The sequence below is a fragment of the Pseudomonas machongensis genome, from assembly GCF_034961125.1.
Lineage (GTDB): Bacteria > Pseudomonadota > Gammaproteobacteria > Pseudomonadales > Pseudomonadaceae > Aquipseudomonas > Aquipseudomonas machongensis.
Map to the genome: position 1 here is coordinate 524,037 of NZ_JAYFUI010000187.1, position 19,522 is coordinate 543,558.

The window sequence follows — 19,522 nt, forward strand, 5'->3', positions numbered from 1 at the left end:
ATGGAAACCCTGAACTTTCAATTCCCCGCTGCGCAACCGGGCCGTGGCCGTGCCCTGGTCGGCTGCGTCAGCTCCGGCGACCTGGAGGTGCTGATCGAGCCCGGCCAGGCCGGCAGCCTCGATATCCAGGTCGTGACCTCGGTCAACGGCAGCCAGGCACGCTGGAGCCAGTTGTTCCAGCGCCTGTTCGACGGCCGCAACTTGCCCGCGCTGAAGATCGACATCCATGATTTCGGCGCCACGCCCGGCGTGGTGCGCCTGCGCCTGGAACAAGGCTTCGAGGAGATCGGCCATGACTGATAACGAACGCCTGTTGCACAGCCGCAGTTTCGTCGAACTGGGGGCCCGCCAGCGTGCCAGGGCCTTGCTCGATGCGGGCAGTTTCCGCGAGCTGCTTGGCCCCTTCGACCGCCTGATGTCGCCCTGGCTGCCACGCCAAGGCATCGTGCCGCAGGCCGATGACGGCGTGGTCATCGCCAAGGGCACGCTCGACGGCCGTCCCGCCGTGGTCACAGCCATCGAAGGCGGGTTCCAGGGCGGCAGCATGGGCGAGGTGGGAGGCGCGAAGATCGCCGGCGCCTTGGAACTGGCCGCCGAAGACAACCGTAACGGCATCCCCACCTGCGCCGTGCTGTTGCTGGAGACCGGGGGCGTGCGCCTGCAGGAGGCCAACCTGGGCCTGGCGGCGATTGCCGAGATCCAGGCCGCGATCGTCGAACTGCGTGCCTACCAACCGGTCATCGGCGTGATCGCGGGTTCTGTCGGCTGCTTCGGCGGCATGTCCATTGCCGCCGGGCTGTGCAGCCATCTGCTGGTAACCCGCGAAGCACGCCTGGGTCTCAATGGCCCACAGGTGATCGAGCAGGAAGCGGGGATCGGTGAGTACGACTCGCGTGACCGGCCTTTCATCTGGAGCCTGACCGGTGGCGAGCAGCGCCACGCCAGCGGCTTGGCGGACGGCTACGTCGCCGATGACGTCGAGGCTGTTCGCAGCCAGTTGCTGGCGTTGTTGGACGCACCTTCTGCGCAGCGTGCCAGCCGCCATCAGTGGTTTCTCGAGCGCCTGGCGCAACTGGGTGATGACTGCCCGCAACTCGATGCCGCCGCCGTGCGTGCCCTGTATCAAGGAGATGCCTGATGAACCGTGCCCAGAACTGGTTGCAGGGCCTTGCCAGCGGCGAGTCGCTGCCGGGCTTCCCCGCCTCGGTGCGGGTGGTCGATGGCGAGCTGGACAATCGCCTGGCGCGCTTTATCGCCGTGGTGCCCGATGCGCGCAATCCCTTTGTACGCGCCCGTAGCGGCGAGGTTGGCCTGCTTGAAGGCTGGGGCCTGGCCAAGGCGGTCGCCGAGGCGGTGGAGGCCGATCGTGACAGTGAGAAGCGCGTGCTGGTTGCGCTGATCGATGTACCCAGCCAGGCCTACGGGCGGCGTGAGGAAGCGCTGGGCATCCACCAGGCCCTGGCCGGTGCGGTGGAAGCGTATGCTCGGGCGCGCCTGGCCGGGCATCCGGTGATCGGGCTGCTGGTGGGCAAGGCGATGTCCGGGGCGTTTCTTGCCCACGGCTACCAGGCGCAACGATTGATCGCGCTGGATGACAGTGGCGTCATGGTGCATGCGATGGGCAAGGCGGCAGCGGCGCGTATCACCCTGCGCAGTGTCGAGGACCTGGAAGCCTTGGCCGCCGAAGTGCCACCGATGGCCTACGACCTGAAAAGCTACGCCTCACTGGGGCTGCTGCACACGCGTCTTGCCGTGGATAACGCGCAGGCGCCGACCGCCCGGGATCTGGCACAGGTTCGTGCCTGCCTGATCGATGTCGTGCGCGACATTGGCGATACCACCGACCTGCGTAGTCGCCTGAACGGCGAGCATCGCAGCGCCTCCCGCGAGGTGCGTGAGCGCCTGCGCAGCCAATGGCAGGAGGCCTGAGATGTACGCCCCGCGCCCACATGACCTGCTCTGGGGCATGACTCCGGCCATGCTGCCTGCCGATGCGCCTGCCTGGGTGCACTCGGTGCTGGCAGCCGGCGAGCCGGTGGTAGTGCGCCGGGCGCTGGTGGCACCGGACCAGGTGGCGGTCGGGGTACGCGGCAGAGGGCGCGAGCAGCGTTTTGCCTGGCAGATGCGCCTGCTGGACATCGAGCGCTGGGTTAGCCCCGAAGCGCTGCGCAGGGAGGGCGAGTTGTCGTCGCCAGCCTTGCGTGCGTTATCGCAGGTCAGCGCTTGGTTGAACGACCGCGATTGGCTGTGGGGACCTACCGGCAGCACGGGTTTCCAGCTCGCGACGGGGATCGAGGTGCTGCACGCTGGCAGCGATCTTGATCTGCTGCTGCGCGCCCCTGTGTCGATACCTCGTGAGCAGGCCGCTGGACTGCTGAAACAGTTGGAAGGCGCGGCCTGTCGCGTCGATGCGCAACTGGAAACACCCGAGGGGGCGGTTGCCTTGCGCGAATGGGCCAGCGGGGCGCGTCGGGTGCTGCTCAAGTCGGCGGCTGGCGTGCGTCTGGTGAGTGATCCGTGGCAATTGCAGGAGGATGCGGCATGAGCAGCCTGTTCGCGTTCCCGGGGCAGGGCGCCCAGCAGGTGGGGATGCTTCATTGCCTGCCGGAGGGCAGTTCGGATCTGCTCGAAGCGGCCAGCGAGGCGCTGGGCGAGCAGGTGCTAACCCTCGACAGCGCCGAGGCGTTGCGCCATACCCGCGCCGTGCAGCTGTGCCTGCTGTTGACCGGCGTGGCATGGGCGCGCTGGCTGATGCGACGCAGCCCGGCGCCGGAGTATGTGGCCGGGTTGTCGATCGGTGCCTATGCCGCGGCGGTCACCGCCGATGTGCTGGCACTGGAGGACGCCGTACGCCTGGTATCGCTGCGCGGCGAGCTGATGCAGCAGGCCTATCCGACAGGCTACGGCATGACGGCCTTGAGCGGCCTCGACCTGCCCAGTGTCGAGCGTTTGCTGGAGGCGGTCGGGGGGGAGGTGTACCTCGCCAATCTCAACAGCGACAACCAGATCGTCATCGCCGGCAGCGATGCAGCGATGACAGAGGTCGCCGCGCGCGCGCGCAGCCTGGGGCAGGGCGTGGCCCGGCGCCTGGCGGTCAGTGTGCCGTCGCATTGCCCTCTGTTGGCGGCGCCTGCGGCTACCCTGGCCGCAGCGTTCTGCGAGGTCGAATTGCGTCGCCCACGCATCACCTACCTCAGCGGCAGCACGGCACGACCGATTTTCGATCCGGCACGCCTGCGCGACGACCTGGCCGGCAACATGGCTCGCATCGTCGACTGGCGCGCGACCCTGCGCGGCGCCTGGGAGCGCGGTGTGCGCCTGCACCTCGAATTGCCGCCGGGCAGCGTACTCACGGGTCTTGCCAGGCGAGTCTTCGAGCCTGGAAAGGTGCTGAGCGTGGAGTCCACCCGTGCCGACAGCATCGATGCACTGTTGCGTCAGGAGGTGGCCGACAACCGATGACCGCGCTGTAGCTCGAAGGACAACAACAAACAACTTCGATACAACTGAGGACAATAACAATGATCATCTATGGTGTGGCTCTGCTGGCGGTGTGCACGCTGGCCGGCGTTATCGTCGGCGACTTCCTGGGCGTGCTGTTGGGCGTCAAATCCAATGTGGGCGGGGTCGGCATCGCCATGATCCTGCTGATCTGTGCGCGGCTGTACATGCATCGCAAGGGTGGCATGAGCAAAGAGTGCGAGTTCGGTGTCGGGTTCTGGGGCGCGATGTACATCCCGGTAGTGGTGGCCATGGCGGCCCAGCAGAATGTGGTCACTGCCCTGCACGGCGGGCCTGTGGCCGTGGTGGCCGCGGTCGGTGCGGTGCTGGTGTGCGGCGCGACCATCGCGCTGATCAGCCGCAGTCACCGCGGCGAGCCGCTGCCGGCGCTCGATGCGACACCGCCAGCCTCGGTGCAGCCTGCACCTGCGGGAGGTCGTTGATATGTGGCCGCTCATTGAGAAAGCCCTGGAACACAATGACCTGATCACCGCTTTCGCCGTCGTCGGTGCGGTGATGTGGGTATCGGTGATGCTCTCCAAATACCTCACCTTCGGCCGCGTGCACGGCTCTGCCATCGCCATCGTCATCGGCCTGGTGCTGGCCTGGATCGGCGGCAACTTGACCGGCGGCCAGAAAGGCCTGGCGGACGTGACGCTGTTTTCCGGGATCGGGCTGATGGGGGGAGCGATGCTGCGTGATTTTGCCATCGTCGCCACCGCCTTCGAAGTGCAGGCCACCGAAGCGCGCAAGGCCGGGATGATTGGCGCGGTGGCGCTGTTGCTGGGCACTGTGCTGCCGTTCATCGTCGGCGCGGCGGTGGCCTGGGCCTTTGGTTATCGCGATGCGGTCAGTATCACCACCATCGGCGCGGGCGCTGTGACCTATATCGTCGGACCGGTGACCGGGGCGGCGCTGGGTGCAAGCTCCGATGTGATGGCCTTGTCGATTGCAACAGGCCTGATCAAGGCGATCCTGGTGATGGTGTTCACGCCAGTGTCGGCACGTATGCTGGCCCTGGACAACCCGCGCTCGGCGATGGTGTTCGGCGGCCTGGCCGGGACCGTTTCCGGTGTGACGGCCGGGCTGGCTGCAACGGATCGGCGCTTGGTGCCTTATGGTGCGCTGACCGCCACTTTCCATACCGGGCTGGGGTGCTTGATGGGGCCGTCGATCCTGTATTTCTGTGTACGCGGCCTGGTGGGATGAGGAGCACAGTCGGCCTGGGCTGTCACCCTTCGCGACTGTACATCCGGCATTCAGCCAGTAGCGCCAGCAGGTTCGGCTCGCGCTCGCGTGCCTTGAGAAACACCGCACCGATGTGCTGCTGCAACCGGTAGCGCGGTTGCAGCGCGATCAAGCGCACGCGGTTCTCGTACACCGCGGCGATACGTCCCGGCAGCAGCGCATAGCCCACCCCGGAACTGACCATGCTCAGCAGGGTGAAGATATCGTTGACCTGCATCGCCACTTTCGGTTCGAAGCCGGCCTGCTCGAACACCCGCGCGCCGTCACGGTGGGTGGCGAAACCCTGGGTGAGGGTGATGAAGGTGGAGTCGGCCAGGTCCGCCAGGTCGACTTCGGCCTGCTCGGCGAACGGCGAGTCGGTCGGCACGGCCAGGAAGATATCGTCGGAAAACAGCGCCAGGTGTTCGCAGGCCGGATCGTTGATGCTGTCGTCGAGCGAGACCAGGATGGCATCCAGTTCATGGTTCTTGAGACGGTGCAGCAAGTCGACGTTCGAGCCGAGCGTGAGGTCGATGTTCAGCTCGCTGCGGCGCAGCTTCAGGCCCATGACCAGCTTGGGCACGGTCTTGACCGTGAGCGAGTACAGCGCCCCGAGGCGAAAGCGTTCGGCATAGAAACCTGCGGCCTCGCGGGTCTGGCGCACCATCTGCTCGGCGTCCTGCAACAGTTGTCGGGCCTTTTTCTCCAGCACATAGGCGCTTTCCAGCGGTATCAGCTGGCGGCCTTCGTGCTTGAACAGCGGGCAGCGCAGGGCGTTTTCCAGCGAGTGGATCGCCCGGTGCACGCTGACCGCACTGGTCGACAGTTCGCTGGCGGCACGGCCCAGGTTGCCGCTGCGCATGAAGGCGAGGAAGGTCTCGAGCTTCTTCAGGGTCAGTTCTTCGTCGATCAGCATGCACAGGCGCTCGCGGGCGGTCGGAGCGCCGATGATGCCACAGCACGGCGCGGCCCAGGCAGCCTTGCGCAGGGGCGCGCCGCCGTCGGTGTCCGCTGGCAGGCGTGGGGCTGGGTGTTGCAGGGGGAACTTTGCCGGGCCAGACGATTCCACCGAATGCCGGACCTTCTGCAGCGGCTGCACGCTGCCTCCGGTATCGCCAGCCCGACCGACTGAACCATCGTCTTCGATGGACGACCCTGGAGGTATGCATGGCCCGACATATCATTCACTTCACCGGCCCGATCAATTCCTCGACCTGTGGCAACCTGATCAGTACCTGCTCACGTGCCGTGCAGCAGGGCGCCGAGCTGTTGCAGATCAACATCGCCACCATGGGCGGCGAGTGCAGCTATGGCTTCACGCTGTACAACTTCCTGCTTGGCCAGCCGGTGCCGGTGCACACCCATAACCTCGGCACCGTCGAGTCGATGGGCAATATCCTGTTTCTTGCCGGCAGCCATCGTACGGCTTGCCAGTACAGCAAGTTCCTCTTTCACCCGTTCCACTGGACCCTGCACGGCTCGGTGGACCACTCGCGCATGGCCGAGTACGCCATGAGCCTGGACTACGACCTGCGTCTGTATGCCGAGATCGTCGCCGAACGTACGCAAGGCTCGGCCGAGGACCTGGATGTGGTGCGCTATCTGATGGCCTATCCACGCATCCTCGGGCCACGTGAGGCCCTGGCCAGCGGAATGATCCATGCCATCGATGAACTGCCGGTCGCGGCCGATGTGGTGCAGTGGAGCGTGCATGCCTGAAGCCTGCGCTGGAGGGCGGCCAAGAGGTTGGTGCGCAAGCGTTCGCTATCGCCGCCTTTTAGCGCCGCCGGTCAGCCCGTCTGCAATGTGATGGAGCAGATCGTCGCACATCCGCTCGGAACTCTTGTGGGGCGCGCATTCGTGCCTTACGCCACAGACCGTAAAGGAGAAATGACATGGCACACGACCAGGATCGCCCAAGCCAACGTGGTGGCACCAAGGAAACCAACCCTGGCAACTTCGCCAACGACCGCGAGCGGGCTTCCCGTGCAGGCCAGAAGGGCGGCAAGAATTCGGGGGGCAACTTCGCCAATGATCGAGCTCGTGCTTCCGAAGCCGGGCGCCGGGGTGGCCAGAACAGCCACGGCGGTGGTCGCAGTCAATGAGCAAGCGGCTGCTCAGCTGCAGACGGTGCAGCCTTGGCAGGGTTTTTCAGCGGGTTCGATAATCTTTTGAATCTTCACGGAAAACCCTGATCAATCAGTAGTCATCCATGGAGAAGAGGAGGCCCGTGATGCCAGCCCCACAGTTGTACATCATCGAATACACGCTGCACGACGAGGCGCGCAGCTTCATCATTCGATCGGAGCGAATGGACAATGCCGAGGCTTGGCATTGGGCCAGTTGTGATGCAGGGGTCGGGATCATTCCGAAGTTCGGACGAGAGAAGATCAAGAAGGTGAGTCGACCCATGGCCGAGCGTTATGGGGTGACCGGGGTGAGCTGGCGGTTGTCTGGGAGCAAGCCTGCACCTGCTCAAGGCGAACGCAAACCCGATCACGCAGCGGGATAACGGCTTCGCAGCTGAACCTGCTTTCACACAGCTATCACCTGCAGGCGCGGCCAAGTCCGCGCCTGCATAGCTCCGGTATCAAGCCCGGCGCAACGCGGGGTAGTCCGTGTAGCCTTCGGCGCCATTGGCGTAATCGAACTGTGCGCGGTGCTCGTTCAAAGGCGCTTGCTGCTGCAGGCGTTCCACCAGGTCCGGGTTGGCGATATAGCTGCGCCCGAAGGCCACCGCATCGATCAGCCCTCGCGCAATCAGCGCCTCGGCTTTTTCCGGGGTGTAGCCGCCAGCCGCTACGATCACCCCCGGATACACGGCGCGAATCGCCTCGCGGAATTCGTCACGCAGCGGCTTGCCACCGGCCCAATCCGGCTCCGAGAGATGCAGGTAAGCCAGGTTGCGCTTGGCCAGTTCTTCGATCAGGTACAGCGCTGCGGCTTCCTGATCCTCACCGTTGTCGACCCCATTGAACGGCCCCAGCGGGAAAATGCGGATCGCCACGCGGTCGGCGCTCCAGGCGGCGATGGCGGCGTCCACCGCTTCCAGCACGATCCGTGCGCGATTCTCGACGCTGCCGCCGTAGCGGTCTTCACGCACGTTGGCGCTGGGCGAGAGGAACTGGTGCAGCAGGTAACCATGGGCGGCGTGCAGTTCGATCAGGTCGAAGCCTGCGTGCTGCGCAGTGTGGGCGGCCTGGCCGAAGTCAGCGACGATGTCGGCGATTTCGGCTTCGCTCAAGGCCCGCGGCGCGGAGGTTTCGACGCGAATCACGTTGCCCTGTGCGTCGCGCAGCGAGGTGCGGGCATCAGCGGGCAATGCCGAGGGCGCGACCGGCGCGGCCTGGCCGGGCTGTAGCGAGGTGTGGGAAATGCGCCCGGTGTGCCAGACCTGCACCGCGCTGTGCCCACCTGCTGCATGGATGCGTTCGTTGACCAGGCGCCAACCGGCGATCTGCTCGTCGGTGTGGATACCGGGTGATCCCGAATAGCCTTTAGCCTGGAAGGAAATCTGTGTCGCTTCGCTGATGATCAACCCGGCACTGGCACGCTGGCTGTAGTACTCGGCCATCAGCGGCGTGGGTACATCGCCCGGTTCCAGGCTGCGCAGGCGTGTCAGGGGCGCCATGAAGACGCGGTTTGGCAGGGTGAGGGGGCCGACTTGAACGGGGCGGAACAGGTGCTCGAGTGTCATTGAAGCCTCTGGGTGCAGTAAATACGATGGGCTGCACCATACCTGTCCCATTGGGGAAAGGGGGGACCGGTATCCCCGCTTGTCGCTCCCCAATGGCCTGCAATAGAGCGTTTCGGGCGTATCCAGTAGCAGAAGTCGCCTATCCGGGAGGCTATCTGTAGTACCTGAGCCGCCGACGAGTGTCGACGGCGTCACGGGCGATCATCGATTTCGTTCGGGAGGAACGGCGGCGCACTTCAGCGCGCCAAGCGTCCGCTGACAAAGTGTGCGACGTCATTGAACCCCGGCGTCGAGGCATGCCCCGGTGTTACCAGCGAGTCGATGAAGGCTTCGTCCTCGGCGGTGATGTTGACCTCCAGCGCTCCGGCGTAGGTTTCCCACTGCGCCTCGGTACGCGGCCCGACGATGGCCGAACTGACCAGTTGGTTGTTGAGCACCCAGGCGATGGCGAATTCGACGATACCCACGCCCTTGGCGTCGGTGTAGGCGTGGATCTTCTGGGCGATGGCCAGCGACTCCTGACGCCACTCCACCTCCATGATCCGCTTGTCCTGGCGCCCGGCGCGGCTGCCGGCGTCAGGGGTCGAGCCTGGCGCGTACTTGCCGCTGAGCACGCCACGGGCCAGGGGGCTGAACGGCACCACGCCCAGCCCGTGGTAGGCCGCGGCGGTCAGTTGCTCGGGCTCGGCCTGGCGGTTGACGATGTTGTACAGCGGCTGGCTCACCACAGGCTTGGGCACCCCGAGGCGTTCGGCCAGGTTGCAGATCTCGGCGATGCGCCAGCCGCGGAAGTTGGACACGCCCCAATAGCGAATCTTGCCTTGCTGCAGCAGATCACCGATGGCTCGCACGGTCTCTTCCAGCGGTACCTTGTGGTCTTCGCGGTGCAGGTAGTAGATGTCCAGGTAGTCGGTGTCCATGCGCGTCAGTGTTGCCTCCAGCGCATTGAACAGGTGCTTGCGTGACAGCCCGCTGCGGTTGGGCAGGCCGTCTGCCGGACCGTAGCCGGCCTTGGAGGCAACGATCCAGTCCTGGCGATGGCGTGCCACCGCTTCGCCGACGATCTCCTCGGAGCGCCCGGCGTTGTAGACATCGGCGGTATCGATGAAGTTGATGCCCTGGTCCCAGGCGCGGTCGATGATGCGCAGCGAAGCCTCGGTATCGGTCTGTTCGCCGAACATCATACTGCCCAGGGTCAGGGCTGAGACTTGCAGGCCGGAGCGGCCGAGAGGGCGGTAGCGCATGCTGGAGGTCCTTGCGTCGAAGAAGATGGTTGGACCGTTTTACACACAAGCACCGGGCTTTGAAAGGGCGGAGGATAGGGTTCGCCGCGATGTGCCGATGCCAGGGCAAAGAGAATTTCTGGCCGAGCGCAATCCTTGTGCTACTACTTGATATCGACACGCGCGATTGCAGATGGACGGTCGCAGAGGCAGGGAATTCGCCAGCGCTGATGTCTTGCCAGCCCCCGCTATAGCCGTCTTCCTGCTGCGCGTGAATGAATCCGAGCTGTTTCATCACCACAAGGAAGGCTACACATGACCGAAGTCACCCTGATCGAAACCGTGAGCGCCGATTCCCTGACCAAGCTGCTGCAGGATGCCGGCTGCCGGGTCAATCGTAGCGAGCAGAATGCCGTCGTGCAGCTGCTCAGCGCCAGCCAGGGCGTGGGTTACGCAGTACGGTTCGGCAATCGAGCCAAGGACCAGGAGGGCGAGTTCCTCGACTTTACCTTCAGTTGCGCGTTGCGCATCCAGGGCGAGCTGCCGGCCGGGCTGGCCGAGCGCTGGAACGCCAGCCGTCGTTTCGCCCGGCTGTCGGTGCAGGGCGAGTTCCTGGTGATGGAAAAGGACGTGGTGGTGGCCGATGGCGTCAGCGAGAAGCATCTGCTGGGTAGCCTGGTGCTGTGGGATCGCCTGCTGCAGGAGTTCATCGTCTACCTGCGCGACTACAGCCGCAATGTCGCTGACCAGACCGAACAGGTAGCCGGCGCGGCGACTGCTTCGTGACTTCCCGTACCTTCTGGGCCGGCACGGGTGCGCTGGCCGTCATTGCCGTGGCTGTCGCCCTTGTTCTACGTCCGGGGGAGGAGCCGATCGCCGCAGCGCACCCGGCGGCGACCGAGGTCAAAGGACCGGTGTTGGCCAGCCTGGGCGAACAGAAGGTCGGCAGCGACGAGCTGAAGACGCTGCTGGCGCAGTTACCGGAGCCGACCCGCGAGCACCTGCGTGGCGATCGTCCGGCATTGGAGGCATGGATTCGCGCACGCCTGGCAGAAAAGGCGCTGTATCGCCAGGCCGAAGCCAAGGGCTGGCCACAGCGTCCAGATGTCGAGGCGCAGACCCGTGCGGTGAGCGAACAGATCGTATTGCGCGACTACCTCGCTTCGGTCACCCGAGTGCCTGACGATTACCCGAGCCAGGCAGAGCTTGAGCAGGCGTACCAAGCCACCAAGGACGAACTGCGCCTGCCGGTACGCTATCGCTTGAGCCAGATTTTCCTGCGGGTTGAAAATCCCAAGGACGACGAGGCAGTGGTCAAGCAGGCCCAGGCCCTGGCCAAGCAAGCACGCGACGGCAATTTCGCCACGCTCGCCCGCGAGCACTCCCAGGACACCGGCACCGCCGCCCAAGGCGGCGATAGCGGGCTGCAGGCGCTCGACCAGTTGCTACCTGAAGTGCGCGAGGTGGTGACGCGGCTCAAGGTCGACGGAGTGAGTGAACCGGTGCGCACGGCGGCAGGCCTGCACATCATCAAGTTGGTCGAACAGCAACCGGCGCGGGCGGCAACCCTGGAGGAGGTGACACCGCAACTGACCCAACTGCTCAGGGCACAACGCCAGGAGCAACTGGTGCGCAATTACGTCAACGGCATGTTCGATTCGGCGACCTTGAGTATCGACGGGGCGGCATTGAACCAGGTGCTGGAGGCCAGTCGCTGATGCTCTAGGTCTGTATGAAAAGTCTTGAGACGAAGGTCAGGCAAGGCGAAAACAGCCGAGGAACGGTCGGAGTCGCGCTCGACTTTACGGGTTGTAAATGAGCATTCCGACCGGGCTGGCGCACCAGGCTGTTTTCAACGCAGCATCACCGAGTATCAAGGCTTTTCGTACAGAGCCTAGGGGTGATCGTGCCGAATCTGCATTCGGTACGGCCACTCAACCTGCCTTGCGCAGCGTCAGATTGATCCGTCGTTCCCCCATCCGCTCATGCTTGCCCGGCTTGATCGGCAGCACGCCATGGAAGCGCAAGCGATCCTCGCCACCCCATACCATGACATCGCCATGACTGAGCGGCACATGCTGCGGCCGGTCGCTGCGTTGCATGCCGCCGAGCAGAAATACGGCGGGCAGCCCCAGCGAGATCGACACGATAGGCTGGCTGAAATCCTGCTCGTTGCGATCCTGGTGGAGGCTCAAACGTGTACCGGGCAGGTAGTGGTTGACCAGGCACGCATCCGGCACGAACCCCTCGAAGCCAGCTTGGGAGGCGGCTCGCGCAGCCAGTGTCAACAGCACCTCGGGCAGCGCCGGCCAGGGCTTGCCGCTCAGCGGATCCAGCGGGCTGTAGCGGTAGCCACGCGCGTCGCTGACCCAGCCCAGGCTGCCGCAATTGCTCAGCGCGACGGCCATGTGCAGCCCGCCGGGCGTCTGCATGTGTCGAAAGGGTGCCGCGCGCAACACTGGGCGCAGGGCATCGAGCAGGACTTCGACCTCGGGCAGGGCAAAGCCTGGCAGCAGCATGACCTGGCTGGCCAGCGATTGCGGCTGAGAACCGAAGAGGTCGAGGTCTGACTGGATCATGGCGGGCACTGGCGTGGGTAAGCCTGGATTGTAACGCTGTTGATTCGTCCAGCCCATGGCAAATGGTCGGAGGGCGCCCTGAGCGCAGGTTCGGTCGGGCCGAGCAAGCGACCCTGTGCACCCGCGGATCGAAAAAGACGCGGTGGCCGGGCGCTTTCGTCGTGCGAGCGGGCTTGCCCGCAGACACCGGCACAGCCTGCGCCACCCACAGCCGCAGCCCGCTTTACGTATGCGTCAGGCTGACGCACACTGCGCAGAGTTCCGGGGTACAGCTGGAGTAAACGATGGCGCGACAATCACCCATAACAGACGCCCACGACCCGATGCAGCAATCCCGCCAGGTCCGCCTGCACCTGGCCAACGAGGGCGAGCTGCCTTCCGGCATGCTGCGCGAAGAGATCGATGCCTCATGGCGCCGCAGCCACGGCCATGGCCTGGACTGCCTGCAAGGCGAACAGGTCGGCCTTGGCGTCGAGCACGGCCAGAACCTGCAGACCCTGCTCGAGCTCAACCGCACGCTGATTGACGCCGTCACCCCCGAACTCGACTACCTGGTCGAGCGCCAGGGCAAGGGCGGAATCATCATTCTCGGCGATGCCCAGGCCAATGTGCTGGCCATCGAAGGGCAGACCCATGTGCTCAATCGCAATGGCCTGCGCGACCTGCACCCCGGCAGTTGCTGGAGCGAGGCGCTGCGCGGCACCAATGCCATCGGCACCGCCGTGGTCGAAGGGCGGCCCACCCTGATCAACTGCGGTGAACACTACCTCGATCGCCTCAGCCCGTTCTCCTGCACCTCCGTGCCCCTGCGCGATCCACGCGGCGAAGTGATCGGCGTGCTCGACATCACCCGCGAAGGGGTGATGAGCCAGCCGCAGGACAGCCTTTCGACCCTGATGCTTGCCGCCGGCAACATCGAGAGTCGGCTGTTCGGCCTGTACCACCCCGAGCAGTTGATGCTGGCGTTCCACAGTCGCCCGCAGTACCTGGGCAGTGCCTGGCATGGGCTACTGGCCCTGAGCCTTGATGGTGAGGTGATGGCGGCCAACGAAAATGCCTGCCAGTTGCTCGGGCTGCCGCGCCCTGGCTTGATCGGCCGACGTTGCAGCGACTTGCTCGGCGAGCGTTCGCCGGCCTTTCTCAACCGCCTGTTGCAGGGCGGGATGAGCAGTGTGCAGACCGCCAAAGGGGAATTCTTCGTTCGGGTGCTGCAACTGCCGCGCCATGGCAACCTGGGCGCGACCGTCGCGACAAAGCCTGTTGCGGCGGTCAAGTGGTCGGCGCTCGATGCACTGGGCGGTGGCGACAGCCGTCTGGCGCGGGGTTTGCGCATGGCTCGCCAGGGCCTGGTCAACGGGCTGCCGGTGCTGCTGCTGGGCGAAACCGGGACAGGCAAGGAAGTGGTGGCGCGTGCCCTGCACCAAGCCAGCCCGCGCGCGGACAAACCGTTCGTTGCAGTCAACTGCGCAGCGATTCCCGAAGGGCTGATCGAGTCCGAGCTGTTCGGCTACCGCGACGGCGCGTTTACCGGCTCGCGCCGCGGCGGCATGGTCGGTCGGCTGATGCAGGCCCATGGCGGTACCTTGTTTCTCGACGAAATCGGCGACATGCCACTGGCCCTGCAGGCCCGGCTGCTGCGCGTGCTGCAGGAGCGCCGTGTGGCACCGCTGGGGGCCGGCGAGGAGCAGGACATCGACGTGGCGATCATCTGCGCCACGCACCGTGATCTCAAGCGGCAGGTAGCCGAACAGCACTTTCGCGAGGACCTGTACTACCGGGTCAACGGCGTGTCCCTGCGCCTGCCGGCCCTGCGCGAGCGTGATGACCTCGGCGCCCTGATCGACGGGGTGCTGGACAAGCTCGGCGCCCGCGGCGTCACCCTGGATCCGGCATTGACCTCCCTGCTTGAAGGCTTCGACTGGCCGGGCAATATCCGCCAACTGGAGATGGTATTGCGCACCGCGCTGGCCATGCGCGAGACGGGTGAGCAGGTGCTCGGGCTCGATCACCTGACCGATTGCCTGCTCGACGAGTTGTCCAGTGGTACGCCTGCTGCCGGTAGCCTGCGCGAGAATGAACTGGAATTGATTCGGGGCGCCCTGGCGCGCCACCAGGGCAATGTATCGGCCGCCGCCGAGGCGCTGGGCATCAGTCGCGCGACGCTGTACCGCAAGCTCAAGCAGTTGCGCGGATAGACCATGGGCGGAGTGTTCTCGCGCCTGATCGAGTCTGGCGACCCCGTGCTCATGCGCCAGGCCCTGGCCTGGCTGTACGGTTTCGTGCGGCCCCAGCGCCGGGCCATCGCCGTGCTGCTGGGGTTGTCGCTGGTCGCTTCGCTGCTGGCCCTGGCCCAGCCCTGGCTGGTCAAGACGCTGATCGACGAGGGCCTGCTGGCACGCGATTACCAGACGCTCTGGCACATGGCGGCGTTGATGATCGGTGCCGGGGTGCTGGGTACCGTGCTGTCGGGGGTCAACCGCTACCTGCATACGCGCTTGTCGGGGCGCATCCTGTTCGCCTTGCGCGACGACCTCTATCGACACTTGCAGCAACTGTCGCCGACGTTCTATGGGCGACGCCGTACGGGCGATATCCTTTCGCGCCTGGACGGTGATGTGGCCGAGATCCAGCGCTTTGCCGTGGATTCGCTGTTCGCGGCCGTCTCCAGCGTCATCGGCCTGCTTGGCGCGGTGGCCTTGATGCTGATGTTGTCGTGGCGACTGTCGTTGTTGCTGGCCTTGCTCGTACCGATCGAAGTGCTCTGGTTGCGTTGGATGCGGCGCAAGGTCGAACGCGAAGTGCGCAGCCTGCGTGAGCGTTCGGCAGACGTGTCGTCGTTCCTGGTCGAGACGCTGCCCGCGATGAAGTTCATCCAGGCCGCCGGGCAGCAGGGGCGTGAAGCGGGGCGCCTGGATCAGCTGGGGCAGGGCTACATGAAGCAACTGCTCAAGGTACAGATCACCGAATTCTTCACCCAGGCCGTGCCCGGCACCCTGACTTCATGGTGTCGCGCCTGTGCCTTTCTGGTAGGCGGCTGGTGGGTAATCCAGGGCACATGGCAACTGGGTGCGCTGATCGCCTTCTCGACCTACCTGGGCATGGCGGTGGGGCCGGTGCAGAGCTTGCTTGGCCTGTATGTCGCGGTGCAGCGGATGGCGGTGAGCCTGGGCCGGGTCATGGAGCTCAAGCGCGAACCGGTGGCGGTCAGCGAGCCACAGGTGCCCACGCCGATGCCCGACGGGCCGGGTGAGTTGCGCCTGGAAGGCGTTGGCTTCGCCCATGATGGCCGCCAAGGGGCGGTGCTCGATCAGGTCGATATCATCGTCGCGGCTGGGCTGAAGGTGGCTATCAGCGGAGCCTCGGGGGTGGGCAAGTCGACCCTGATCGACCTGCTGCAGCGTTTTTACGACCCGGATCGTGGGCGTATCCTGCTCGACGGTGTCGACCTGCGCCAACTCGACCTGGCTGCACTGCGCCGTCGCATCGCGGTGGTCAGCCAGGACATCGTACTGTTTCGTGGCACCCTGGCTCAGAACCTCGCCTACAGCACACCTGACGCCAGCCGCAGCGCACTGGAGCAGGTGGTGCGCCTGACCCGCCTGGAGGGCCTGGTGCACAGCCTGCCGATGGGGCTCGATGGCGCCCTCGGCGAGCGCGGCCAGCAGCTGTCCGGCGGGCAGAAACAACGTATCGCCATCGCCCGCGCCTTGCTACAGGATCCGGCGATCCTGGTACTGGACGAAGCGACTTCGGCCGTGGACGAGGCGACCGAGCGCGAGGTGATTGCCGCTATCGACCAGCTGTTTGCCGGGCGCACGCGCATTCTCATCAGCCACAGGCCGTCGACCCTGGCCGATGCAGACCTGCATCTGCAGCTGCAGGACGGCCAACTGCGGATTCTGCAGCAGGTACGTGTCGATCATGGCCACTGAACTGCGTTTGGGGGTGATCGATAGCGGCTGCACGTTGTCGCAAATGCCGACGGTGGTGGCCGCACGGCGCTTCTGGCTGCAAGAGGGACTGCTCCAGGAGGGCGAGGCGCAGCCTGATGCCCTTGGCCATGGACGTGCGGTCCTGGAGTGCCTGCGCGAGGGGGCCGGTGATGTACCGGTGCTGGTAGCCCAGGTGTTCAGCGACCAAGGGCGGACCAGCGCCTTGCAGGTGGCTGCAGCATTGCTGTGGCTGGTGGAGCAGGGCGCCACTCTGGTCAATCTGAGCCTGGGGCTGCAGCAGGACCGTGCTGTGCTGCGCCAGGCCTGCGCCGCCGCCCAGGCTGCCGGCGTCGTGTTGTGCGCGGCCAGCCCAGCCCGTGGCGCTGCGGTGTATCCGGCCAGCTACCCGAACGTGCTGCGCATCACGGGCGACGCCCGTTGCCGCGCAGGCCAGTGGTCATGGCTGGGCACGGCGCAGGCCGACTTCGGCGCGCCGGTGGGGGGGAATGCCCAGGCAGGGGCCAGCCTGGCGTGCGCGGCCTTGACCGGGCGAATGTGCGCACTGTTACGCGAGCATCCCGAGCTGCAACCTGCACAGCTACGTGCCTGGCTGCAGGCGCATGCGGCTTTCGTCGGGCCTGAGCGTCGAGGTGTCGATGAGCCGTGACCCGCAGATCCTCGTGCTTGGTGCAGGCCCTGCCGGGGCCGCAACCGCCATAGGCCTGCGGCGCATGGGCTATGCGGTCACGCTGGTGTCGGACTGGCGCCGTTTCGATGCCGTCGAAGGGGTATCGCAGCGGGTGCTGGACGGCCTGCGCCACGCAGGGCTTGGCCTGGCGTTGGGGGTGGCGACGGTTGCTGCCGCGCGCCAGGTGCAATGGAACGGCGAACGGATGCAGATGAATCAGGAATTTCTGCTCGATCGTGCGCGCTTCGATCGAGCGCTGCGCGAGGATCTGCTGTGCGCCGGGGTGAATGTCATTCACGGGCGTGTCCGCGAGCTGACGCAGAACGGGCGATACCAGGCGCAGCTCGACGACGGCCAGGTGCTGCACGGCGATTTTCTGGTCGAAGCCCGTGGTCGCCAGGCGCCCCTGCCTGCCAGCCGCCTGCGTGGCCCGGAAACCGTCAGCCTGCTCAACCTCTGGCAATCGACAGCAGGCGGCACGCCAGCTTCTGCAGTGGAAAGCCTCGACGATGGCTGGGCATGGATGGCGCGCCTGGCAGACGGGCGTTGCTACTGGCAGATCACCCTCGATGCCAGCGCGGCCTCGCTGCCGGGCAAGGCCGCCCTGGCTGAGTATTGCGCGACCCGGCGGCGGCAGTCGGCAGGGGTTGCGCAGTTGTTCGATGCCCAGGCGTTGGAGCCCGCTCAGGTGCATGCACGCAGCAGCACGGCGATTCTTGCCGGCGAGTGTGCCGGCGCGGACTGGCTGCGTGTGGGCGATGCGGCGATGGCCGTCGATCCTTTGTCGGGCAACGGGATCTTCCAGTCACTGTCGTCGGCCTTGCAGGCGCCGGTGGTGATCAACACCTTGTTGAGGCGACCGGAGCGGTCGGCGTTGGCGCAACGCTTCCACCAGCAACGGGTCGAGCAGTTGTTCCTGCGTTTTGCCCGCACAGGGCGGGATTTCTATCGACTGGAACAAAGACATGCCGACGCGGGGTTCTGGGTACCGCGCCAGAGATGGCCTGATGACCAGGGCATGCACCAGGCCGCAAACTGGCAGGCGGTTCGAGTTGAACGCAGGCCAGTGTTGCGCGAAGGCTGGGTGGACGAGGCCGAGGTGGTGGTGACGGCCGACCAGCCGCTGGGGGTATGGCACCTGCAGGGCATCGAACTGGCGCCGGTTGTGCGGGCCCTGCAGGCGGGTTCGGGTCTGGTCGAGGCGCTGGCAGACAAGCCTGAACAGGCACACGCCATGGTGCGGCGCTGGTTGCTGGAGCAGGGTTATCGCTGAGGGCCGCGTATACTTTTGCGAGTAATCAAGCGCCTGCACGACGCTTGGCGAAGGCTCAGAAGAAAGTCCCGATCACCAGTTGCAGATAGGTCCCGGTATCCCGACTACCCAGCTGCATGCCGCCATTGTCGGCATTGCGCTCAGGCTTGTAGAAACCCAGCACCGGGCTGACCAGCAGGTGATCGTTGACCATCCATTCCACATACAGGTCCAGTTCCCGCCCGCCGACATTGCCCTGGTCGGTGTCCAGCGTGTCGAAATCGAAGTACAGCGCGCCAAGGGTCAGGTTGTCGCGCGGCTTGGCCTTCAAGCCCACATGATGGACCTGGGTGTTGGTGTTGAACGGGCCGGCATAGTTGGCGGCGACTTCACCCTGGAACCAGGTCCCGTAACCCCGGCTGAGCCCGTAGAACAATGGGTCGAAGTCCTTGGAGAAGCGGCTGTAGCGATAGGTGGCGGTGGGTGTCCATGGCAGCTGCGAGAAGGTCCAGCTGCCTTCCAGGTACCAGGCGTTCTCACGGGTGCCTCGTTGGTCCTGGGTGACATATTCGCCCGCGACTTCCAGGTCCTGGACGCCAAGGCTGCCGCGCCCGCGCAGACTGACGGTGTCCATGCCATCGCGGTGCTCCAGGCCCATGATCTGGGCATAGCGACGGTCCACATCCAGACCGTGAATCCAGCTCAGGCCAACGGTACCCGCGTCGCCGACGTGCTCCAGGTTGGCGACAGCCATGGAACTGTCGGCTTGATAGTGGTTATCGGACTTGAGCCACATCAGGTCGCCACGCCAACCCTGGCTGCCGCCCAGGCGCAGCACGGCGGTGCGGTCGAAGGCCTTGCGCGCCGCCAGGTAGTAGGCGCCGCCGCGATTGAAATTGGCACCCAGGTCGACCTTGCCGAGGTTGACGGGATCGCCCTGGATCAGGAAGCCGTCCCCCAAAGTGACCACCTGGCGGCCGCCGGAAATATCGATGCCGTCGTCACCCAGCAGCGGGAACAGCGTGCCCGAGCGCCAGCCAAGATAAGCATCCTCGACGGCCGTGCGGCGTTCGTCCCCAAGAGTCAGGCCCGCGGCATCGCCGTCACCCCAGGTGGCGGAGCTGAGCAGGCTGAAGGCGCCGTACAGTGAGCCGGTGTCGGCCAAGGTCTGGCTCGCGCTCAGGCCATATTTGACGTAGCCCTCGCGCCAGTTGCTGCTGCCAGGCGAGCGGTTGCCGGCCTGGTTGAAGCTTTCGTCACTGTGAAAGATGCCGAACAAGGCCTCGAGGTTGGCGTTGAGGACAGTGCCATCCTGGTTGTAGAGCTCGTGGGCCTGGGTGAGGGGAGTGGCCAGCAGAAGGGCCAGTGCGCAGACGAGCGGATGCCTCATGGTGTGCTCCATGTTTTCTTGTTGTTTTCAGGA

At 65.4% G+C, this 19,522-nt stretch carries 20 protein-coding genes and 1 pseudogene; 16 read left to right on the top strand and 5 right to left on the bottom strand.

Going from position 1 to position 19,522, the window contains the following annotated elements; all coding sequences use genetic code 11:
• Genes VA602_RS21245 through madM form a run of 7 tightly spaced genes read left to right on the top strand, consistent with a single transcriptional unit; the run spans position 1 to position 4,710 of the window.
• A complete protein-coding gene (locus VA602_RS21245; RefSeq protein ID WP_200602514.1) occupies positions 1-300 on the top strand; it encodes a malonate decarboxylase subunit delta in 300 nt (99 codons plus the stop codon).
• Complete coding sequence (locus VA602_RS21250) at positions 293-1,138, top strand: biotin-independent malonate decarboxylase subunit beta (RefSeq protein WP_323454243.1); 846 nt, start codon at positions 293-295, stop codon at positions 1,136-1,138. Before VA602_RS21245 ends, VA602_RS21250 begins: the two co-directional genes overlap by 8 nt.
• On the top strand, positions 1,138-1,929 hold the full coding sequence (gene mdcE, locus VA602_RS21255; protein WP_323454244.1) for a biotin-independent malonate decarboxylase subunit gamma: 792 nt from the start codon (positions 1,138-1,140) through the stop codon (positions 1,927-1,929). The genes VA602_RS21250 and mdcE overlap by 1 nt, the downstream gene beginning before the upstream one ends.
• Before the next feature lies 1 nt (position 1,930).
• Entirely contained in the window at positions 1,931-2,545 is a 615-nt protein-coding gene (locus VA602_RS21260; RefSeq protein ID WP_323454245.1) for a malonate decarboxylase holo-ACP synthase, read from the top strand.
• On the top strand, positions 2,542-3,462 hold the full coding sequence (gene mdcH / locus VA602_RS21265; protein ID WP_323454246.1) for a malonate decarboxylase subunit epsilon: 921 nt from the start codon (positions 2,542-2,544) through the stop codon (positions 3,460-3,462). Before VA602_RS21260 ends, mdcH begins: the two co-directional genes overlap by 4 nt.
• Before the next feature lie 59 nt (positions 3,463-3,521).
• A complete protein-coding gene (gene madL / locus VA602_RS21270; protein WP_063544829.1) occupies positions 3,522-3,944 on the top strand; it encodes a malonate transporter subunit MadL in 423 nt (140 codons plus the stop codon).
• A 1-nt stretch (position 3,945) separates the two neighbouring features.
• The gene (gene madM, locus VA602_RS21275) at positions 3,946-4,710 is read left to right on the top strand and encodes a malonate transporter subunit MadM (RefSeq protein WP_054891323.1); all 765 of its coding nucleotides are present in this window, start codon (positions 3,946-3,948) and stop codon (positions 4,708-4,710) included.
• 22 nt (positions 4,711-4,732) lie between these two features.
• Here madM and VA602_RS21280 read toward each other — a convergent pair whose 3' ends face one another.
• Positions 4,733-5,644 (bottom strand): LysR family transcriptional regulator, encoded by a 912-nt coding sequence (locus VA602_RS21280; RefSeq protein ID WP_054891430.1) that lies wholly within the window; start codon positions 5,642-5,644, stop codon positions 4,733-4,735.
• A gap of 251 nt (positions 5,645-5,895) precedes the next feature.
• On the opposite strand from VA602_RS21280, the gene VA602_RS21285 reads away from it, so the two are divergent.
• The 3 genes and pseudogenes from VA602_RS21285 to VA602_RS21295 all read left to right on the top strand — a co-directional run bounded on the left by VA602_RS21285 (position 5,896) and on the right by VA602_RS21295 (position 7,240).
• Positions 5,896-6,447 (top strand): ATP-dependent Clp protease proteolytic subunit, encoded by a 552-nt coding sequence (locus VA602_RS21285; protein ID WP_323454247.1) that lies wholly within the window; start codon positions 5,896-5,898, stop codon positions 6,445-6,447.
• 230 nt (positions 6,448-6,677) lie between these two features.
• Positions 6,678-6,833 (top strand): annotated as a pseudogene (locus tag VA602_RS21290) (general stress protein); the annotation flags it as partial.
• Positions 6,834-6,961: 128 nt separating this feature from the next.
• Positions 6,962-7,240: a DUF6555 family protein gene (locus tag VA602_RS21295; protein ID WP_054891326.1), complete on the top strand. Its 279-nt coding sequence runs from the start codon at positions 6,962-6,964 to the stop codon at positions 7,238-7,240.
• Positions 7,241-7,318: 78 nt separating this feature from the next.
• Here VA602_RS21295 and nemA read toward each other — a convergent pair whose 3' ends face one another.
• Together nemA and VA602_RS21305 are read right to left on the bottom strand one after the other, a co-directional pair.
• Positions 7,319-8,425, bottom strand: coding sequence for an alkene reductase (gene nemA, locus VA602_RS21300; protein ID WP_323454248.1), 1,107 nt, complete (start codon positions 8,423-8,425; stop codon positions 7,319-7,321).
• A gap of 236 nt (positions 8,426-8,661) precedes the next feature.
• A complete protein-coding gene (locus tag VA602_RS21305; protein ID WP_054891328.1) occupies positions 8,662-9,669 on the bottom strand; it encodes an aldo/keto reductase in 1,008 nt (335 codons plus the stop codon).
• A gap of 294 nt (positions 9,670-9,963) precedes the next feature.
• Between VA602_RS21305 and VA602_RS21310 the strand changes: the two genes are divergently transcribed.
• Together VA602_RS21310 and VA602_RS21315 are read left to right on the top strand one after the other, a co-directional pair.
• Positions 9,964-10,434: a YbjN domain-containing protein gene (locus VA602_RS21310; RefSeq protein ID WP_065862836.1), complete on the top strand. Its 471-nt coding sequence runs from the start codon at positions 9,964-9,966 to the stop codon at positions 10,432-10,434.
• Entirely contained in the window at positions 10,431-11,366 is a 936-nt protein-coding gene (locus VA602_RS21315) for a peptidylprolyl isomerase (protein WP_323454249.1), read from the top strand. The genes VA602_RS21310 and VA602_RS21315 overlap by 4 nt, the downstream gene beginning before the upstream one ends.
• A 216-nt stretch (positions 11,367-11,582) precedes the next feature.
• Here VA602_RS21315 and alkB read toward each other — a convergent pair whose 3' ends face one another.
• Positions 11,583-12,227, bottom strand: a complete 645-nt coding sequence (alkB, locus tag VA602_RS21320) for a DNA oxidative demethylase AlkB (RefSeq protein WP_323454250.1) — start codon at positions 12,225-12,227, stop codon at positions 11,583-11,585.
• A gap of 284 nt (positions 12,228-12,511) precedes the next feature.
• Between alkB and VA602_RS21325 the strand changes: the two genes are divergently transcribed.
• The 4 genes from VA602_RS21325 to qhpG are packed head-to-tail and all read left to right on the top strand — an operon-like array spanning position 12,512 to position 18,120.
• Entirely contained in the window at positions 12,512-14,422 is a 1,911-nt protein-coding gene (locus VA602_RS21325) for a sigma-54-dependent Fis family transcriptional regulator (protein WP_323454251.1), read from the top strand.
• A 3-nt stretch (positions 14,423-14,425) separates the two neighbouring features.
• Positions 14,426-16,159: an ABC transporter ATP-binding protein gene (locus VA602_RS21330; RefSeq protein ID WP_323454252.1), complete on the top strand. Its 1,734-nt coding sequence runs from the start codon at positions 14,426-14,428 to the stop codon at positions 16,157-16,159.
• Complete coding sequence (qhpE, locus tag VA602_RS21335; RefSeq protein ID WP_323454253.1) at positions 16,149-16,826, top strand: subtilisin-like serine protease QhpE; 678 nt, start codon at positions 16,149-16,151, stop codon at positions 16,824-16,826. Before VA602_RS21330 ends, qhpE begins: the two co-directional genes overlap by 11 nt.
• Positions 16,780-18,120 (top strand): flavin-dependent monooxygenase QhpG, encoded by a 1,341-nt coding sequence (qhpG, locus tag VA602_RS21340; protein WP_323454254.1) that lies wholly within the window; start codon positions 16,780-16,782, stop codon positions 18,118-18,120. The genes qhpE and qhpG overlap by 47 nt, the downstream gene beginning before the upstream one ends.
• Before the next feature lie 55 nt (positions 18,121-18,175).
• Here qhpG and VA602_RS21345 read toward each other — a convergent pair whose 3' ends face one another.
• A complete protein-coding gene (locus VA602_RS21345; RefSeq protein WP_323454255.1) occupies positions 18,176-19,489 on the bottom strand; it encodes an alginate export family protein in 1,314 nt (437 codons plus the stop codon).
• Positions 19,490-19,522: the final 33 nt, after the last annotated feature.